General features: G+C 70.8%; 14 protein-coding genes. 3 read left to right on the top strand and 11 right to left on the bottom strand.

Features of this window, described 5'->3' with window-relative positions; all coding sequences use genetic code 11:
• Positions 1-97: 97 nt before the first annotated feature.
• The 3 genes from Sm713_RS07165 to Sm713_RS07155 form a co-directional block, all read right to left on the bottom strand.
• A complete protein-coding gene (locus tag Sm713_RS07165; RefSeq protein WP_212908810.1) occupies positions 98-985 on the bottom strand; it encodes a carbohydrate ABC transporter permease in 888 nt (295 codons plus the stop codon).
• Positions 982-2,013 (bottom strand): carbohydrate ABC transporter permease, encoded by a 1,032-nt coding sequence (locus Sm713_RS07160; RefSeq protein ID WP_212908809.1) that lies wholly within the window; start codon positions 2,011-2,013, stop codon positions 982-984. Before Sm713_RS07160 ends, Sm713_RS07165 begins: the two co-directional genes overlap by 4 nt.
• A 252-nt stretch (positions 2,014-2,265) precedes the next feature.
• Complete coding sequence (locus tag Sm713_RS07155; RefSeq protein WP_212908808.1) at positions 2,266-3,540, bottom strand: extracellular solute-binding protein; 1,275 nt, start codon at positions 3,538-3,540, stop codon at positions 2,266-2,268.
• A gap of 420 nt (positions 3,541-3,960) precedes the next feature.
• On the opposite strand from Sm713_RS07155, the gene Sm713_RS07150 reads away from it, so the two are divergent.
• The 3 genes from Sm713_RS07150 (at position 3,961) to mctP (ending at position 6,855) form a co-directional block, all read left to right on the top strand.
• Positions 3,961-4,725: a GntR family transcriptional regulator gene (locus tag Sm713_RS07150; protein WP_212908807.1), complete on the top strand. Its 765-nt coding sequence runs from the start codon at positions 3,961-3,963 to the stop codon at positions 4,723-4,725.
• A gap of 187 nt (positions 4,726-4,912) precedes the next feature.
• A complete protein-coding gene (locus Sm713_RS07145; RefSeq protein ID WP_212908806.1) occupies positions 4,913-5,227 on the top strand; it encodes a DUF3311 domain-containing protein in 315 nt (104 codons plus the stop codon).
• Positions 5,224-6,855, top strand: a complete 1,632-nt coding sequence (gene mctP, locus Sm713_RS07140; protein WP_212908805.1) for a monocarboxylate uptake permease MctP — start codon at positions 5,224-5,226, stop codon at positions 6,853-6,855. Before Sm713_RS07145 ends, mctP begins: the two co-directional genes overlap by 4 nt.
• Before the next feature lie 414 nt (positions 6,856-7,269).
• On the opposite strand, the gene Sm713_RS07135 is transcribed toward mctP, so the two are convergent.
• The 8 genes from Sm713_RS07135 to Sm713_RS07100 form a co-directional block, all read right to left on the bottom strand.
• Positions 7,270-8,709, bottom strand: coding sequence for a cytochrome P450 (locus tag Sm713_RS07135; protein WP_212908804.1), 1,440 nt, complete (start codon positions 8,707-8,709; stop codon positions 7,270-7,272).
• Positions 8,706-9,809: a multidrug MFS transporter gene (locus Sm713_RS07130; protein ID WP_212908803.1), complete on the bottom strand. Its 1,104-nt coding sequence runs from the start codon at positions 9,807-9,809 to the stop codon at positions 8,706-8,708. Before Sm713_RS07130 ends, Sm713_RS07135 begins: the two co-directional genes overlap by 4 nt.
• A 473-nt stretch (positions 9,810-10,282) precedes the next feature.
• Entirely contained in the window at positions 10,283-10,945 is a 663-nt protein-coding gene (gene def / locus Sm713_RS07125; protein ID WP_212908802.1) for a peptide deformylase, read from the bottom strand.
• A 165-nt stretch (positions 10,946-11,110) separates the two neighbouring features.
• Positions 11,111-12,091: a hypothetical protein gene (locus tag Sm713_RS07120; RefSeq protein WP_212908801.1), complete on the bottom strand. Its 981-nt coding sequence runs from the start codon at positions 12,089-12,091 to the stop codon at positions 11,111-11,113.
• A gap of 546 nt (positions 12,092-12,637) precedes the next feature.
• Positions 12,638-12,940 (bottom strand): mycothiol system anti-sigma-R factor, encoded by a 303-nt coding sequence (gene rsrA, locus Sm713_RS07115; protein ID WP_212908800.1) that lies wholly within the window; start codon positions 12,938-12,940, stop codon positions 12,638-12,640.
• The gene (locus tag Sm713_RS07110) at positions 12,937-13,602 is read right to left on the bottom strand and encodes a sigma-70 family RNA polymerase sigma factor (RefSeq protein WP_212908799.1); all 666 of its coding nucleotides are present in this window, start codon (positions 13,600-13,602) and stop codon (positions 12,937-12,939) included. Before Sm713_RS07110 ends, rsrA begins: the two co-directional genes overlap by 4 nt.
• Before the next feature lie 310 nt (positions 13,603-13,912).
• Positions 13,913-14,548 carry an alpha/beta family hydrolase gene (locus Sm713_RS07105; RefSeq protein WP_212908798.1) on the bottom strand — a complete coding sequence of 212 codons (636 nt, stop codon included), beginning with the start codon at positions 14,546-14,548 and terminating at the stop codon, positions 13,913-13,915.
• A 135-nt stretch (positions 14,549-14,683) separates the two neighbouring features.
• Positions 14,684-15,451, bottom strand: a complete 768-nt coding sequence (locus tag Sm713_RS07100; RefSeq protein ID WP_212908797.1) for a M50 family metallopeptidase — start codon at positions 15,449-15,451, stop codon at positions 14,684-14,686.
• Between the last annotated feature and the right edge of the window lie 47 nt (positions 15,452-15,498).

The raw sequence follows: 15,498 nt of genomic DNA, 5'->3' as shown, positions 1-15,498 counted from the left end.
GCGGTGGCGGCGATGCGAGGGGCGCGGGCGGTCGCGGGCAGCGGCGGCGGTGCCGGCGGCACGGGCGGCGGGGGCGCCAGGGGCGCGGGTACGGACATCAGCCCTTCACCGCGCCCGCGGTCAGGCCCGCCGCCATCTTGCGCTGGACGAGCAGGAAGAGGGCCACCATCGGCACCGCCATCATCGTGGAGCCGGCCATCATCGGCGCGTACTCGGTGCCGTGCTTGGTGGTGAAGTTGCCGAGCCAGACCGTGGCCGTCTGGTGCTGCTGGCTCATCAGCATCAGCGCGTACAGGTACTCGTTCCAGGCCTGGATGAAGCCGTAGACGGAGGTGGCCACCATGCCGGGCGCGAGCAGCGGGAAGACCACCCGCAGGAAGGCGCCGGTGCGGGTGCAGCCGTCGACCATGGCCGCCTCCTCCAGCTCCTTGGGGATGTTGACGATGAAGCCCCGCAGCGTCCAGACGGTGAACGGCAGCACGAAGGTCAGGTAGGTGACGATCAGGCCGCTCAGCTTGTCGTACTGCCCGAGGTCGTTGAGGAGCAGGAAGATGGGGATGATCATGGCGACCAGCGGGACCATCTGCACCGCGAGGATGCCGACGATCACGATCTTGCGGCCCCGGAAGGCGAACCGCGAGATGGCGAGCGCCGCCAGCACGCCGATCACCATGCCGATGACGACGACCGTCAGCGACACGGTCAGGCTGCGCCCGACGGGACCCCAGAAGTCGGCGATCTGCAGGGCGCGGCGGAAGTTGTCCAGGGTGAGGCTGGCGGGCAGCAGGCCGGGGGTGGGGTCGATGGCGTCGCGGGCCGGCTTGAACGCCGTGGCGAGCATCCAGTAGACGGGGAAGCCCGCGCCGACGAACACGCAGAGCCCGAGCAGGTTCCAGCCGGCGCGGGTGCGCCCCCGGCGGGGGGTGGGCGAGGGGCGGACCCGGGTGGCGGAGCCGGCCGCGCCGGCGGTGCTCACGGTGCTCATGCGCTCTCCTCCACGTCGCCGATCCTCAGCATCTGACGCATGTACACCGCCACCACGCCCAGCAGCAGGACGACGGTGAGCAGGGCGATGGCGGAGCCGCCGCCGTAGTCGTTGACCTGGAAGGCCCTGTCGTAGGAGTAGGTGGTCAGCAGCTGGAACTCGGCCTCGGGGTGGCCGCCGCGCATCACGAAGACCTGCGGGAAGACGCCCATGTCCCAGATGACGGAGAGGGTGGTGAGCATCACCAGGATGGGCTTGAGGACGGGCACGGTGACGTTCCGGAAGACGCCCCAGGAGCCGGCGCCGTCCAGCCGGGCGGCCTCTTCGAGCTCCTTGGGCACCTGGGTGAGTCCGGCGGTGAGCGTGATCACCACGAACGGCACCGCGCCCCACACCACCAGCAGCATGATCACGGCAAGCCCCTGGGGGCCGCTCGCGAACCAGTTGTGGCCGATCAGGTCGACGCCCGGCAGCTTGCTGAGCAGGTAGTTGAGGATGCCGTAGTCGGAGTCGAACATCCACTTGTAGATGGTGGTGGCGACGATGACGGGCATCCCCCAGCTCGCCACCAGCGCGATGTTGACCAGCGTCTTCACCCAGGGCGAGACCCGCTGGAGCACCAGCGCGACGAGCATGCCCAGCACCATGGTGACGATGACGGAACCCGCCGCGAAGATGACGGTGCGCAGCACCACGGCCCAGAACTCACCGTCGCCGAGCACCTTGGAGAAGTTGTCGAAGCCGGCCGGCTCGGCGGGCTTGAAGCCCCAGAGCTGGGACTGCCCGAACTCCTGGAACGAGAGCGTGACCAGCCGCACCAGCGGATAGCCCAGCACCAGGACCAGTACCAGCAGGCAGGGCGCGAGCAGCGCCCAGGGCACGGCGGAGGCGCCGCGGGCCGCGCCCGGTCTGGCGCCGGCGGACACCCGGCGCGGGCCCTCGGGCCGGCCGCTGGATGCCCCGGAGTCGGGAGGTGGCGAGGGCCGCGCCGGCGGCACCTCGGCGGTGGTGGTCTCTGCGGCACTCATGGTGCGCTCCTCAACGGTCCCTCTCCTGGCGGCCCGGGCGTGCGGGCTCCCTGCGGTTCCGGGCCCCGGCCCGGCGGCTCCCCGTGGCCTCCCGTTTCCGCGGGCCGAGGGCCGGCACCGGTCCGGCTGCTCCCCGGCACCCGCGTGCGGGCGGCGTCCCCGCCGGTCCCGTGCGGCGGCACGGAACCGGCCCGCGCCGGTGCCGGGGCCCCACCCCTCGTACGGGGCCCCGCCACCCGGCACGGGTCCGGGTCACTTGTTGTTGATGACCTTGTCGATCGCGGCGTCGGCCGTCTTCGCGGCGGCCTCGACGGACTGCTTGCCGGTGCCGATGTTCTGGAGCATCGTCTGGAGGACCTGGGCCTTCTCGACCTGGCCCCAGCCGGGCGCCATGGGCACGAACCAGTTGCTCTCGGCGGCGATGGCGGGCACCGCGGTGGCCGGGTCCTTCTTCTGGGTCTCCAGGTCGGCCTTGTCGTTGGGCAGGTTGCCCTTGGCCATCAGGCCCTTCTGGCCCTTGGCGCCCGCGAAGTCGTTGATCCACTCGGCTGCCAGGTCCTGGGCGCCGGACTTCACCGGGATGGCGAGGTCGCTGCCGCCGAGGAAGACCGGCATGTTCTTGCCGGACGGGCCGGGCATCACGAAGTTGACGGCGTTGTCCTTGAGCTTGCCGGTCTTGTCGTTCTTCGGGTCGGCCGAGGTGGCGCCCTCCCAGGCGGCCGCGAAGATCATGGCCGACTTGCCCTGGCCGTAGACGATGTAGCGGTCCGACTCGTCCTTGGTCTTGTCACCGTGCATGTACGCGTCGATGACCTTCTTGAACTCCCCCAGCCCCTTGAGGGACTCGGGCGAGGAGAGCGTGCCCTTCCAGGTACCGCCCTGCTCCTTGGCGATGGCGCCGCCCGCGTCGTAGACGAAGGACATGCCCGCGTACCAGTCGCGGGTGGGCTGGTACCAGGCGTTGAAGCCGGAGCCCTGCTTCTTCTGGATCTTGTCCAGGTCGGAGAGGAGCTCGCTGTAGCTCTTCGGGGTGTCCTTGATGCCGGAGGCCGCGGCGATGTCCTTGCGCCAGTTGGCGACCCGGCCGCCCGCGTAGTACGGCACGCCGTAGGTCTTGCCGTCGTAGGTGACGGAGGCCTTGAGGCCGTCGAGCCAGCCGTCCGAGTGGTCGAACTTCGACGGGTCCACCTCGGCGAAGGCGCCCTTGACCATGTAGCCGAGCATCTCGGTGTTGCCCATCTCGACCACGTCCGGCACCTTGTCGGTGGCGAGCACGGCGTCCAGCTTGGTGTTCTTGTCCGGCCAGCCGTAGTACTCGTGGGTGATCTTCACGCCCGGGTGCTTCTTCTTGAGGGCGGCGTCCGCGTCCTTGACCAGCTGGGGCCAGTTGTTCTGGGCGTCGACCGTGAGCCAGACCGTGAGCTTGTTCTCCCCGGAGCCCCCGGCCTTCTCACTGCTGCCCCCGCAGGCCGCAATGGAGACCATCAGGCCCGCTATGCCGATCGCCGCTGTCAGCTTGCGCTTCACGTCACCCTCCTCAGGGATGCCGCACCCCCCATCCACGGTGAGGAGTCAGGCATGGCTGACCGCGCGGCTGGGTCCTGGGCATTGGTGTAGACCAGTACGTGGGGAGCTTGGCCTAGACCTATACGAGTGTCAAGCATGGAGGGAACGCCCGTCTCGTCCTTTACCGGACCGACACTTGTGAGGACGCCCGCGGACGTGCACGGACGCACGCGGATGGCGCTCTTGCGCGCCTGAGGCGGTCCGGAGGCGGCGTCAGGCCCGGCGCCGCGACCGCCACATGCGGGGTGGACTAGACCAGGCGGGGTGCCGACGGTGTATAAGAAAGGACACGGCTCCCGCGGGACGCGGATTTTGCCGTGCCACGATGTGAGCCGCGGCCGGCACAGCGCCGGACCTGTGCAGCAAGCCGGAAGGCGGAGCATGAGCACCGACGCCACCAGCGCGGAGACCGAGGGAGGGGCCGCCGTCCGCACTGCGCGCGTGCCCAAGTACTACCGGCTCAAGAGGCACTTGCTCGACATGACCGAGACGCTCGCGCCGGGCTCCGCGGTGCCGCCCGAGCGGACGCTGGCCGCCGAGTTCGACACCTCCCGCACCACGGTCCGCCAGGCCCTCCAGGAGCTGGTGGTGGAGGGCAGGCTCGAACGGATCCAGGGCAAGGGCACGTTCGTGGCCAAGCCCAAGGTCTCCCAGGCGCTGCAACTCACCTCGTACACCGAGGACATGCGCGCCCAGGGCCTCGAACCCACCTCGCAGCTCCTCGACATCGGCTACGTCACCGCCGACGACACCCTCGCCGAGCTGCTCGACATCGTTCCCGGCGGGCGGGTGCTGCGCATCGAGCGGCTGCGGCTGGCCAGCGGCGAGCCGATGGCCATCGAGACCACGCACCTGTCCGCGAAGCGCTTCCCCGCGCTCCGCCGGGGCCTCGTCAAGTACACGTCCCTGTACACCGCGCTGGACGAGGTCTACGGCGTCCAGCTGGCCGAGGCCGAGGAGACCATCGAAACGTCGCTGGCCACGCCGCGCGAGGCGGGGCTGCTCGGCACGGACGTGGGCCTGCCGATGCTGATGCTCTCCCGGCACTCACTGGACGGCGAGGGGCGCCCGGTGGAGTGGGTGCGCTCGGTCTACCGGGGCGACCGCTACAAGTTCGTCGCCCGTCTGAAGCGGCCGGCCGACTGACTGCGCACCACGGCGGGCGGCCGGGAACAGCGGGGGCGGCGCCGGCGCAGGGGGCATGACGTGCGCGGACTGCAATACGCCCGTTATCGGGCCGGGGTTCCCTCATGCTGACGTAGCGCCTAGATTTCCAGCGCATCACGATCCGATCAGTGGTGCAACGGTGATCGACGAGCCGACGGAGCCGCCCATGTCTGAGTCCGAGGTACCCCAAGTGAGCAGACCGGTGGTGACGCCGGTCCGTGTGGTCATCGCGCTGTGCCTGCTCGCACCGTTCGTGGCCATGCTCTGGGTCAGCTCCTACGCGAAGGTCGACCCGGCGTTCATCGGCATTCCGTTCTTCTACTGGTACCAGATGCTGTGGGTGCTCATCTCGACCGCGCTCACCATGACCGCGTACAAGCTGTGGCAGTACGACCAGCGCAGCCGGGGGGCCGCCTCGGCGGGCCGCGGCGCGGCGGCGGACGGCGACGGTGCGAGGCGCGAAGGAGGTGAGGGGCGATGAAGGACGGTGTGAACGGCGTCGCGCTCGGCGTCTTCATCTTCTTCTTCCTGGCCGTGACGGTGATGGGCTTCTGGGCGGCGCGCTGGCGGCGCGCCGACAACGCCCACTCCCTCGACGAGTGGGGCCTGGGCGGCCGGTCGTTCGGCACCTGGATCACGTGGTTCCTGCTCGGCGGCGACCTGTACACCGCGTACACGTTCGTGGCCGTGCCGGCCGCGATCTACGCGTCGGGCGCGGCGGGCTTCTTCGCGGTGCCGTACACGATCATCGTCTATCCGATGATCTTCACCTTCCTGCCCCGGCTCTGGTCGGTCTCGCACAAGCACGGCTACGTGACCACGTCCGACTTCGTGCGCGGGCGGTTCGGCTCGAAGGGGCTCTCGCTGGCGGTGGCGCTCACCGGCATCCTGGCCACGATGCCGTACATCGCCCTGCAACTGGTGGGCATCCAGGCCGTGCTGGACGTGCTCGGCATCGGCGGCGGCGACAGCACCAACTGGTTCGTCAAGGACCTGCCGCTGTTCCTCGCGTTCGCCGTGCTGGCGGCCTACACCTACTCGTCCGGGCTGCGCGCTCCCGCGCTGATCGCCTTCGTCAAGGACACGCTGATCTACCTGGTCATCGCCGTGGCGATCATCTACATCCCGATCAAGCTGGGCGGCTTCGACGACATCTTCCACAAGTCGGCGGAGGCGTTCGCGCAGAAGAACCCGGCGACGGGCGCGCCACGCGGGGCGCTGGCGCCGAACGCCGCGGGGACGTGGGGCTACGCCACGCTGGCCCTCGGCTCCGCGATGGCGCTCTTCATGTACCCGCACTCGATCACGGCGACGCTCTCCTCGCGCAGCCGCAACGTGATCCGCCGCAACACCGCGATCCTGCCGCTGTACTCGCTGATGCTGGGCCTGCTGGCGCTGCTCGGCTTCATGGCGATCGCGGACGGCATCAAGGTCGAGAACGGCCAGCTCGCCATCCCGCAGCTCTTCGAGAACATGTTCCCGGACTGGTTCGCGGGTGTCGCCTTCGCCGCGATCGGCATCGGTGCGCTGGTGCCGGCGGCGATCATGTCGATCGCCGCGGCGAACCTGTTCACGCGCAACATCTACCGGGACTTCCTCAAGCCCAACGCCACCCCCGCCCAGGAGGCGACCGTCTCCAAGATCGTCTCGCTGGTGGTGAAGGTGGGCGCGCTGGTCTTCGTGCTGACCATGGACAGGACCGTCGCCATCAACTTCCAGCTGCTCGGCGGTATCTGGATCCTCCAGACCTTCCCGGCGCTGGTCGGCGGCCTGTTCACCCGGTGGTTCCACCGCTGGGCGCTGCTCGCCGGCTGGGCGGTCGGCATGGTCTACGGCACGGTGGCGGCGTACGGCGTCGCGAGCCCCACGCAGGCGCACTTCGGTGGCAGCAGCGACAAGATCCCCGGGCTCGGCGAGATCGGCTACATCGGCCTGACGGCCTTCGTGCTCAACCTCGTGGTGACGGTGGTCCTCACGTTCGTCCTGAACGCCGTGAAGGCGCCCAGGGGCACGGACGAGACGTCGCCCTCGGATTACACCGCTGACGCGGGTGAGCCGGGGGTCCAGACGGAGCTCCCGCCGGCTACGGCGGCTCCCTCCGGAAGCTGACACAGGCGGCCACCTGCCGGTGGGGCCACCTGCCGGTGGGGGGGGCACCTGCCGGTGGGGAGCACCTGCCGGTGGGGAGCACCTGCCGGTGGCCAGGAACGAGACCGCAACGGGCTCGGCCCGGTGGCCTGCCACAGGCGCGTCGTGGTTACTCGCGCAGTTCCCCGCGCCCCTGTCGGGGCGCACCCTGCCGGGCCGCTAACGCCGGCCCATCCAGGGGCGCGGGGCTGTGCTCGACTTGCGGCTCCGCCGCGCGGGCGCGACCAGCCCCCACCGGCCGGTGGATGGAAACGAGACCGCAAGGGGCTGGGCCCGGTGGCCCTCCCCCCACTGCCCGAAGGGCGTGGGAGGTACCCCCGCCGGGGCGGAGCCCCACCGCCGGTCGGCCGGTGGGGTCGGCCACCCGGGGGCGGATCAGCGCGGCTCCGGCCGCAAAAGCAACCGTTTGGGATGCAACGTGATCCCGATCCGGGACGACGTGTCCGTACCCTCCACCGCGCTGAACCGCCACCGCGGAACCACCGTCGCGAGGACGATGGCAAATTCGGCCATACTGAAATGATCACCCGGGCATTTCCGATTGCCGGTGCCGAACGGAATCATCGCCGCCGCCTCCATCTCCCCGGCACGTTCCGGAAGCCACCGATCCGGGTCGAACTCCAGATGGCGCGGGAAGGAACGCGGATCGCGCTGCATCGCATACGTGGAGTACACGATGTCCGCGTGGGCCGGAATGGCGTATCCACCGAGTTCGGTCTCGGCCACGGTGCGCCGCGTGAGAATCCACGGGGCAGGCCGAATCCGCATCGCCTCCGTGATGACATTGCGCGTGAACGAGAGCGCGCCGACGTCCGCGAAGGAGACCGGTCGCCCACCGGTCACGGCGTTCACCTCCTCGGCCAGCCGGTCCGCGCGGCCGGGGTGCTCGGTGAGCAGGCAGAGGGTCCAGGCCAGCGTCGACGAGACGTTCTCGGCGCCCGCGACCACCAGCGAGACCAGGTGGTCGTGGATCTCCCGGTCGCCGAGCGGCGCCCCTGACTCGTCGGTGGCCTCCAGCAGGACCGTGATCAGGTCCCGGGGCCGGGCACCGGAGGCGTGCCGTTCCGCGAGGATCTCGTCGACGAGGCCGTGCAGATCGGCCAGGGCGCGCGAAAAGCGGCGGTTGGCAGGGGTCGGCAGCCGGTGCAGAGGGCCCGCCGAGAGCACCATGCGGCGGTACAGGCCCTCGAAGACGGTGCCCAGTGCCGCGCTGATGTGCTCGGCCTTCTGCGCGATCGAGTCGACCTCCAGCAGGGACCGGGACACGATGCGCACGGACGCGCGGAACATCTCGGCGCCCACGTCGATCGTGCCGCCGGGTTCCCAGCGCGCCACCATGGCGCGGGCCTCCTCCTCCATCACGGCCGCGTAGTCGGCGATCCGCTCGGGCCGGAAGGCGGGCTGCATCATCCGCCGCTGCCTGCGGTGCAGGGCGCCGTTGCTGGTCGCCACGCCCTTGCCGAGCAGCACCTCCATGGTGTCCCACAGCGGGCCGCCGACCTCGTACTCGGGGCTGCGCAGGAGCTGGCCGACCAGTTCCGGGGCGCACACCGCGTAGGCCGTCCTGGGGCCCAGCTTGAGCCGGACCAGGTCGCCGTGGTCGCGCAGGCCGGCGAGGAACGCGAGCGGGTCGCGCACCAGTCGCCAGGCGTGGCCGAGCAGCGGTACGGCGCCCCCGGCCAGCGGCGGCTGGGGCTGTTTGCGAGGCTGAGGGCTTCTCTGGGGCTCGGGACGGCTCTCCTGCCGGCTCCCCGGCTGCGCCTGGGCCCGGCCCCGGTGCTCGTGCTGGTGCTGGTGCTGGGACTCGATGCTCATGCCTCACCTGCCGGGTCGCTGACGTACGGAGGGGTCGACCTGTCGTCCCAGGTGTCCACGCGGTAGCGGCCCGACTCGTGATGGAACCAGTAGACCGAGGAGAACCAGTTGCGCATATTGAACAGGCACATACGTAATCCGGCTGCGAGCGCGGCTCCCTCTCTCGTCCCGTCTTCCGATTCCTCGGCCATACGCAGCAACTCGCTCTCCGCCTCCAGGAATTCGGTGATGCGTGAGGCGGCCCGGCCGCGTACTTCCACCACCGCTTCTTCCAGGGATATCCCTTCGTGCTGAATGAGGCAGATACCCAGATTGTGGACCTCGTCGCCCGCGATTTCCTTGGGAAGGGAGCAGAGGTCGTTGTACCAGGCCGAGAAGTCCTGTGAGGCGAGGCCGGCCCGCCGGTATTCCGGGTGGGTCCGCAGGCTTTCCGGGAGTTCGCGGTCCGCCGCGAGTTCCAGGAGGTCCAGCCAGACGTGGTGGCCGAAGGTGTGGCGACGCAGCGCTATGTATTCCTCGACCGTGGGCACCGTGCCCGTGCGGCGGTTGGCGAACTCCTGGTCGTAGGCCTCGATCACCGCGTGGAAGTGCCGGGCGAACCGCGCGTTCCAGGCGGGACCGAGGTACGAGCACATCCGTACCACGCACTCGGCGAACGCCGCGACCAGCGGTTCCCGGTGCGCCTGATGCGGCTCGGGGTCGTCGAGCGCGGTGTGCAGGCGGTCCGCCAGCGCCCGCCAGGAGGCCGTCCTGCCGTGCACGGCGTCACGGTCGTGCCTGTCGTCCCAGACGAAGAACCAGGTACTGAAATCCGCTATCGCCGCGACGACGTCATCCGGTGCGCCGACGTAGTAACCCGCCACGAGATCGGTGTAACGGAGCGTGTCCGCATACGCATCGATCTTGTCCGCGGGCATCAGCCGCTTTTCCAGCAGCCAGATCCTCGCCCTGCGTTGAAGCTTTGGCCAATACGTGTGGCGATGTCGCGCGAATAGCGCCTCCACCCTCGGCATGCGGAGCGCCTCCGGCACGGAAACCTCCACCACCGGGGCCGGCGGCGTCTGTGTCGTCCGTGAAGTGCTGTATGAGGAAGCAGGCATGAATACCCCTCTCGACCGTTTTTGGGCGCGCACCCGCCCTGCCGCCGGGCGTGCGCCGGTGCGTCCCCCCACGCGGATTCCATTCAGCACCAAGAGAGACGGAGAGGGAATAGCTTCACAGCACCTGCCGGAAAAGGATGCCGCGAACATACGTCCGGTGGCCTTGTCACGGCGACCGTGACCTCTGGCATATGCCAAAAACCCGGCCGGCGATGGCCGACCGGGCTGATGCACGGGGAAAGGTGCACGCGGGCGCGCTGAGCAGGTGCACGGCGTACGAAGGTGGCCGTTCACGCCCGCGCGGCGGACCCACCCCCTGCCTCACGTGCTCCCCGACTGCCTCAAAAGGCGTGGGAGGCGCCCCCAGCCCATAGGAAGCAGCCTCGCGCCCCCCAGGGGGGCGACCGGGACGGTCAGGGCGAGGTGACCGGGACTGTCAGGGCGCCCCGCAAAGGGCGCCGGCCCGCGGTGGGTTACTCGTTGGGCACGGTCTCGTACCGCGGCGTGCCCTCGGCCATCTGCCGCAGCGCGTCCTTGCGTTCGCGCTTGGAGAGCCGGTCGATGTAGAGGCGGCCGTAGAGGTGGTCCGTCTCGTGCTGGAGGCAGCGGGCGAAGTAGCCGGTGCCGCGCACGCTGATGGGGTTGCCGCGCTCGTCCTGGCCGGTCACCACCGCGTAGTCGGGCCGGGCCAGCGGCGCGTAGGCGGTCGGCACGGACAGGCAGCCCTCGTTCGAGTCGTCGAGGCGGCGCAGTTCGGCGGGCAGCTCCTGCACGACGGGGTTGCAGACGACGCCGACGTGCCGGGCGTTCTCGTCGTCGGGGCAGTCGTAGACGAAGACCTTGAGGTCGACGCCGATCTGGTTGGCGGCCAGGCCGACGCCCTCCGCGGCGCGCTGGCTGGCGAACATGTCGTCGACGAGCCGGGCCAGGTCCTCGCCGAACTCGGTGACGTCCCTGCACTCGCGGTGCAGCACGGGGTTGCCTACGACGGTGATGGGACGGGAGGTGCCACGCGCGCGGTAGGCCGCTTCGCGCTCCTCGCAGTCCTCGGTGTCGATGACGAAGCCCTCGTCGTCGACGGGGAGCACCGCCGGGCCCGCCGAGGTCCGCTGCTGCTCAGTGTCCTGCTGCACCATCTCTTCGCCGTACGCCTTCCTGGAAAACCCTCATGGTCTACTGCCGGTACAGCCTACGGTGCCGGCCGGCGCGACCAGAGGGGTATGCGCCTGACTCGGCCACCGCGAGCGGGGCGACGGTGGCGCGGGGCACTGGCGCGGGGGCCGCGTGCGAACGCCCCTGGTTCAGCAGACCTCTTCGAGGTCCCGCCAGGCGCGGGCGTCCGGCCGGTCCGCGACCCATCCGTCCAGGAGGCCGCTGACCAGGGCCGCGGGCGCGGCGATCCCGCACTCGCGCTCCGGCACCCAGAGCTGCCCGTCGGTGCGGTGGCCGAGGGGTCCCGGGTGGCCGGGCTCGCTGTGGTCGTGCGGGTCGAGGTGGTCGCCGTCGCCCTCGTCGCTCGGCATCCGGCTCTCGGAGCACATCCGGCACAGCAGCCGCACCGACGACGACCAGTCCTCCGCGGCGAAGCCGGCGTCGGCGGCGAGCTGCTCCAGGGCGTCCCGGTCCTCCTCGGTGGCCGCTTCCAGCAGGACCACCCAGGTGGGCACCGGCGAGGGCGCCCACAGCTCGATCTCGTCGAACACCGGGTACGCGTGCCCTGCGGTGGTCGTCCGCTCCCCGTGCGGGACGCCGTCGTGCAGGACGACCTCGCCCCAGCGGCGGCCCGACGACGGCAGCGGAATGGACAGCACCTCCATGCGGGCCGGATCCAGCCTGCGGCCCCAGACGACCTCCGCCTCGCCCTCCGGGGAGAGCCGGACGGCCGCGCTGCCCAGCTCCATGCCGAGCGGCTCGCTCGCCGCCGCGGGGCCGCCGGGCACCTTCAGCCCGTACGCCTGCCAGGCCCTGCGCGCGAGCGGCCAGTCCTGCAGGGCCGTGGCCGCGATCCCGACGTTCCACCAGTCCGGGGCGCCTCCGTCGCGCTCCACCAGGGCGACGGCGCGCAGCCCGGCGGCGCGCGCCTGCTCCCAGTCGTGCCGGAACTTGTGCAGCAGGGCGAGGTTGAACCAAGACTCCGAGAGCCACGGCTCCAGGTCCGCCGCACGCGTCAGGAGAGCGCCCGCGTCCTCGTAACGACCGTCACCGATCAGTGTGAACGCGCGGTCGGTGGCCTGCCGCCACGAGGCGGAGGGCCGATGCCGTCCCTTACCGAAGATCCTCACGATTCCCGCCTGCCGTCTGGACCGGAGCCCGGGGGCCCGCCCCCCGGAGAGGACACCCCACGGCGGACCGCGCCCCCGGAAACGCCCTCTCCTTCGCATCCAACCACGTGGGGTCGGACACCCGCTCATTACCCATGGGTTACCCACCTCCGGCCAGGTCAGACCGCTCTTTCACTGACAACAGCGCTCAACACAGGCCACGTGTGCCACCCGCTTCACCCTGGGCCCATGCCCACCGCGGACGCCCCGGACACTCGTCCGGTGCGGGAGGCCGTCCCGTACCGCGAGCAGCCGCTCGCCACGGCGCGCAATGGCGGATTGCGGACGTGGGGAGGGAGTGGATTAGTGCATTCGAGTGAGGGCCGGCCTGCGGCCGGGGGGATCCGACGGACTCCAGTGGGCGTGGGCCGGGGCCTGTGGCGGCAGCGCCTGCCCGCTTCGCCCGGTGGCGATCCAACCGTCTCGTCGTGGCTGTCCCCCACTGCCTGAAGGGCGTGGGAGGTGCCCCCAGCAGTTCCCCGCGCCCCTCACGGGCCCGGGTACGTCTCAGGTGCCGTCCGCCGTTGCCGTCACGTCGCTGTCGGGGACCGACTGGCCGGAGCGGATCAGGTCGATCCGCCCCATGACCTTCGACCGGAGGTCGGTGGGTACGTCGTCATGCCCGCAGCAGCGCTTGACCAGCTTCTTCACGGCCTGCTCAAGGCCGTACTTCTCCAGGCACGGGGAGCACTCCTCGAAGTGCTGCTCGAACTTGGTGCAGTCGGTGTCGGGCATCTCGTGGTCCAGGAACTCATAGAGATGATCCAGTACTTCACTGCAGTCCGTCTCGTGCGGCTCTCCGCAGCTCATGAGCCCGAACCTTTCGTTCCGTTCGACTCTCCGGCGCCTGCCGGGACCAGACCGCGGTCCCTGGCGTAGTCCTCCAGCATGCCGCGCAGCTGACGCCGGCCGCGGTGCAGCCTGGACATCACCGTACCGATGGGTGTTCCCATGATGTCCGCGATCTCCTTGTACGCAAAGCCCTCTACGTCTGCGAGATAGACGGCGATGCGGAACTCTTCGGGGATCGCCTGGAGCGCGGACTTCACATCGGAGTCCGGGAGGTGGTCCAGCGCCTGGGACTCGGCGGAGCGCAGCCCCGTCGACATGTGCGACTCGGCGCGCGCGAGCTGCCAGTCCTCGATGTCCTCGGCGGCACTGCGCTGCGGCTCGCGCTGCTTCTTGCGGTACGAGTTGATGAACGTGTTCGTCAGGATGCGGTACAGCCAGGCCTTGAGGTTGGTCCCCTCACGGAACTGGTGGAACGAGCCGTACGCCTTGGCATACGTCTCCTGAACCAGGTCCTCGGCGTCGGCCGGGTTGCGCGTCATCCGCAGCGCTGCCGAGTACATCTGGTCGAGGAACGCGAGCGCGTCCCGCTCGAAACGGGCGCTGCGCTCGGCGGCCGACTCCTCGGGCCCTTCGGCCCGGCCATGATCGGCCCCCGCGTCGGTCCCAGTGACCGGACCCACCTCCTCCAGTGCTGTGGCGGAGCCGAAAGCGGCACCACTCGCATCGGAGAATAGTCGACCCTCAACCTTCGAGGTCGGCCCAGTGGCCGCACCCGGTGCCCGAACGGCGGAGTCCTTGGCCGCGTGCAGGACCGACCACTCCAGCTGGGCGGTGTCCCGGCGGCTCGGGCAGGCGATGGAACCCATGCAGCGGACTTCCTCTCGTACGTCCAGGTACCGGACCCCGGTACCTTCTGTCCGCCACAACAGCGCCGGGCGTGCCGGCATTCCCGTGCGCCGTGCGGCCTCCACCGGCCGCGGTCACTCCCGGTCAGGCGATCGTGACGGCCCAGCCGGCGACGGCGTCGGTGATGATCCGCATGGCGTCGTGCTGCTCGACCGGGGCCGTCTTGGGCACCCCGAAGCTGTGGTCGGCGAAGGGCACCACGACCTTCAGGTAGTGGCCGGAGGGGAACTCCGTCGGCTTGCCGAAGGGGTCGCGGCCACCCTGGATGACCAGGGTCGGAAGGCCCGCCTCCAGCAGTTCCGCGCTCCGGGAGCGCTCGGGCTTGCCGGGCGGGTGGAGCGGGAAGGCGAGCGCGAGCACGCCCGCGGCGCCCAGCTCGCGGCCCGTGCGGCAGGCCACCCGGGCGCCGGCGCTGCGGCCGCCCGCGATCACCGGGAGGCCGGGGCCCGTGAGCGCGGGCCACACCCCCCGCCACCCCGTGTCCAGGGTCTTCGGGGCGGGCGCCAGCTTCTTGCCGGCCACCCGCCACGGCTGCTCGACGAGGGCGACGGTCAGCCCTCGCGCGGGGAGCCTGGTGGCCAGCGCCTGGAGGTCGCGGGCCTCGATGCCGCCGCCGGCGCCGTGCCCGAGGGCGAGGACGCCGATCTGCTCTCCCGTGCCCCGGTGCCAGGTGATCCTGGCCACACCCGCGTCGGTCTCGATGCTCTGGATGTCGGTCACGCCCTCATCCTGCCGTGCGGCTCCCGCACCCGCCGCGCAGGGGCGGGCCCGGCGAGCCGGACCGCGGCCTGGCGGATCCGCGTGCCTCGGGCGGCTTCGGGCGCGGGGCCCCGGGACGCCCGTGGCAGGCCTCCCTCACAGGCCCAGCAGCCACCGTCCGCCGCCGAGCAGCGAGCAGAGCGAGACCGCGTGGAAGAGGAAGAGCCACAGCCCCGCCGGGACGTTCGTCAGCCGGGCGAGCTGGTCGGCGTCGGAGTCGCCCGCCTGCCCGCGCCGCCGCTTGGTCTGGAGCTCGAAGGCGGGGCGCACCCCGCCGAGCAGCAGGAACCACACCACCGCGTAGGCGAACGCGGCCTGCACCTCGGGGTCGGCGAGCCAGGACACCACGAGGAAGCCGCCGCCGGTGACCAGCACCGTGAGCACCCCGTAGGCGTTCCGGATCATGAGGAGCATGGCGATGAGCAGCGCGGTCGCCAGCCAGAGGAACGCGGTGATGTGCTGCGCGGCGAGCAGCGCGGCGCCGCCGAGGCCGAGCAGCGGGGGCGCGGTGTAGCCGGCCGCGGCGGTGAGGATCATGCCGGGTCCCGACGGCCTGCCCCGGCTCACGGTGAGGCCGGAGGTGTCGGAGTGCAGGCGTATGCCCTGCAGGCGGCGGCCGGTCACCAGGGCTATCAGGCCGTGGCCGCCCTCGTGGGCGATGGTGATGGTGTTGCGCGCCAGCCGCCAGGGGCGGTGCGGAACGACGACGGCCAGCGCGAGGACGCCGGTCGCGACCACCATCCAGGCCGCCGGGTGCGGCTGGCTGCCGAGGACGCGGTCCCAGAGGGAGGCGGCGGACGCGCTCGCCGTGGCCGCCCAGGAGGTACTGCCGTCGAAGGCGGCGAGGCCGGCCTGGCTGATCATGTACGGGCTCCTCATCGGAAGGCACGGGTGGCCCGGAGGGCCCCGGG

This window comes from Streptomyces sp. TS71-3 (genome assembly GCF_018327685.1).
Lineage (GTDB): Bacteria > Actinomycetota > Actinomycetes > Streptomycetales > Streptomycetaceae > Streptomyces.
This window is presented reverse-complemented; position numbering and strand designations above follow the sequence as displayed.

Coding starts and splice junctions, on each gene's coding strand:
- Sm713_RS07165 (WP_212908810.1), bottom strand. CDS start 985: ATGAGCACCGTGAGCACCGCCGGCGCGGCCGGCTCCGCCACCCGGGTC.
- Sm713_RS07160 (WP_212908809.1), bottom strand. CDS start 2,013: ATGAGTGCCGCAGAGACCACCACCGCCGAGGTGCCGCCGGCGCGGCCC.
- Sm713_RS07150 (WP_212908807.1), top strand. CDS start 3,961: ATGAGCACCGACGCCACCAGCGCGGAGACCGAGGGAGGGGCCGCCGTC.
- Sm713_RS07145 (WP_212908806.1), top strand. CDS start 4,913: ATGTCTGAGTCCGAGGTACCCCAAGTGAGCAGACCGGTGGTGACGCCG.
- mctP (WP_212908805.1), top strand. CDS start 5,224: ATGAAGGACGGTGTGAACGGCGTCGCGCTCGGCGTCTTCATCTTCTTC.
- Sm713_RS07135 (WP_212908804.1), bottom strand. CDS start 8,709: ATGAGCATCGAGTCCCAGCACCAGCACCAGCACGAGCACCGGGGCCGG.
- Sm713_RS07130 (WP_212908803.1), bottom strand. CDS start 9,809: ATGCCTGCTTCCTCATACAGCACTTCACGGACGACACAGACGCCGCCG.
- def (WP_212908802.1), bottom strand. CDS start 10,945: ATGGTGCAGCAGGACACTGAGCAGCAGCGGACCTCGGCGGGCCCGGCG.
- rsrA (WP_212908800.1), bottom strand. CDS start 12,940: ATGAGCTGCGGAGAGCCGCACGAGACGGACTGCAGTGAAGTACTGGAT.
- Sm713_RS07100 (WP_212908797.1), bottom strand. CDS start 15,451: ATGATCAGCCAGGCCGGCCTCGCCGCCTTCGACGGCAGTACCTCCTGG.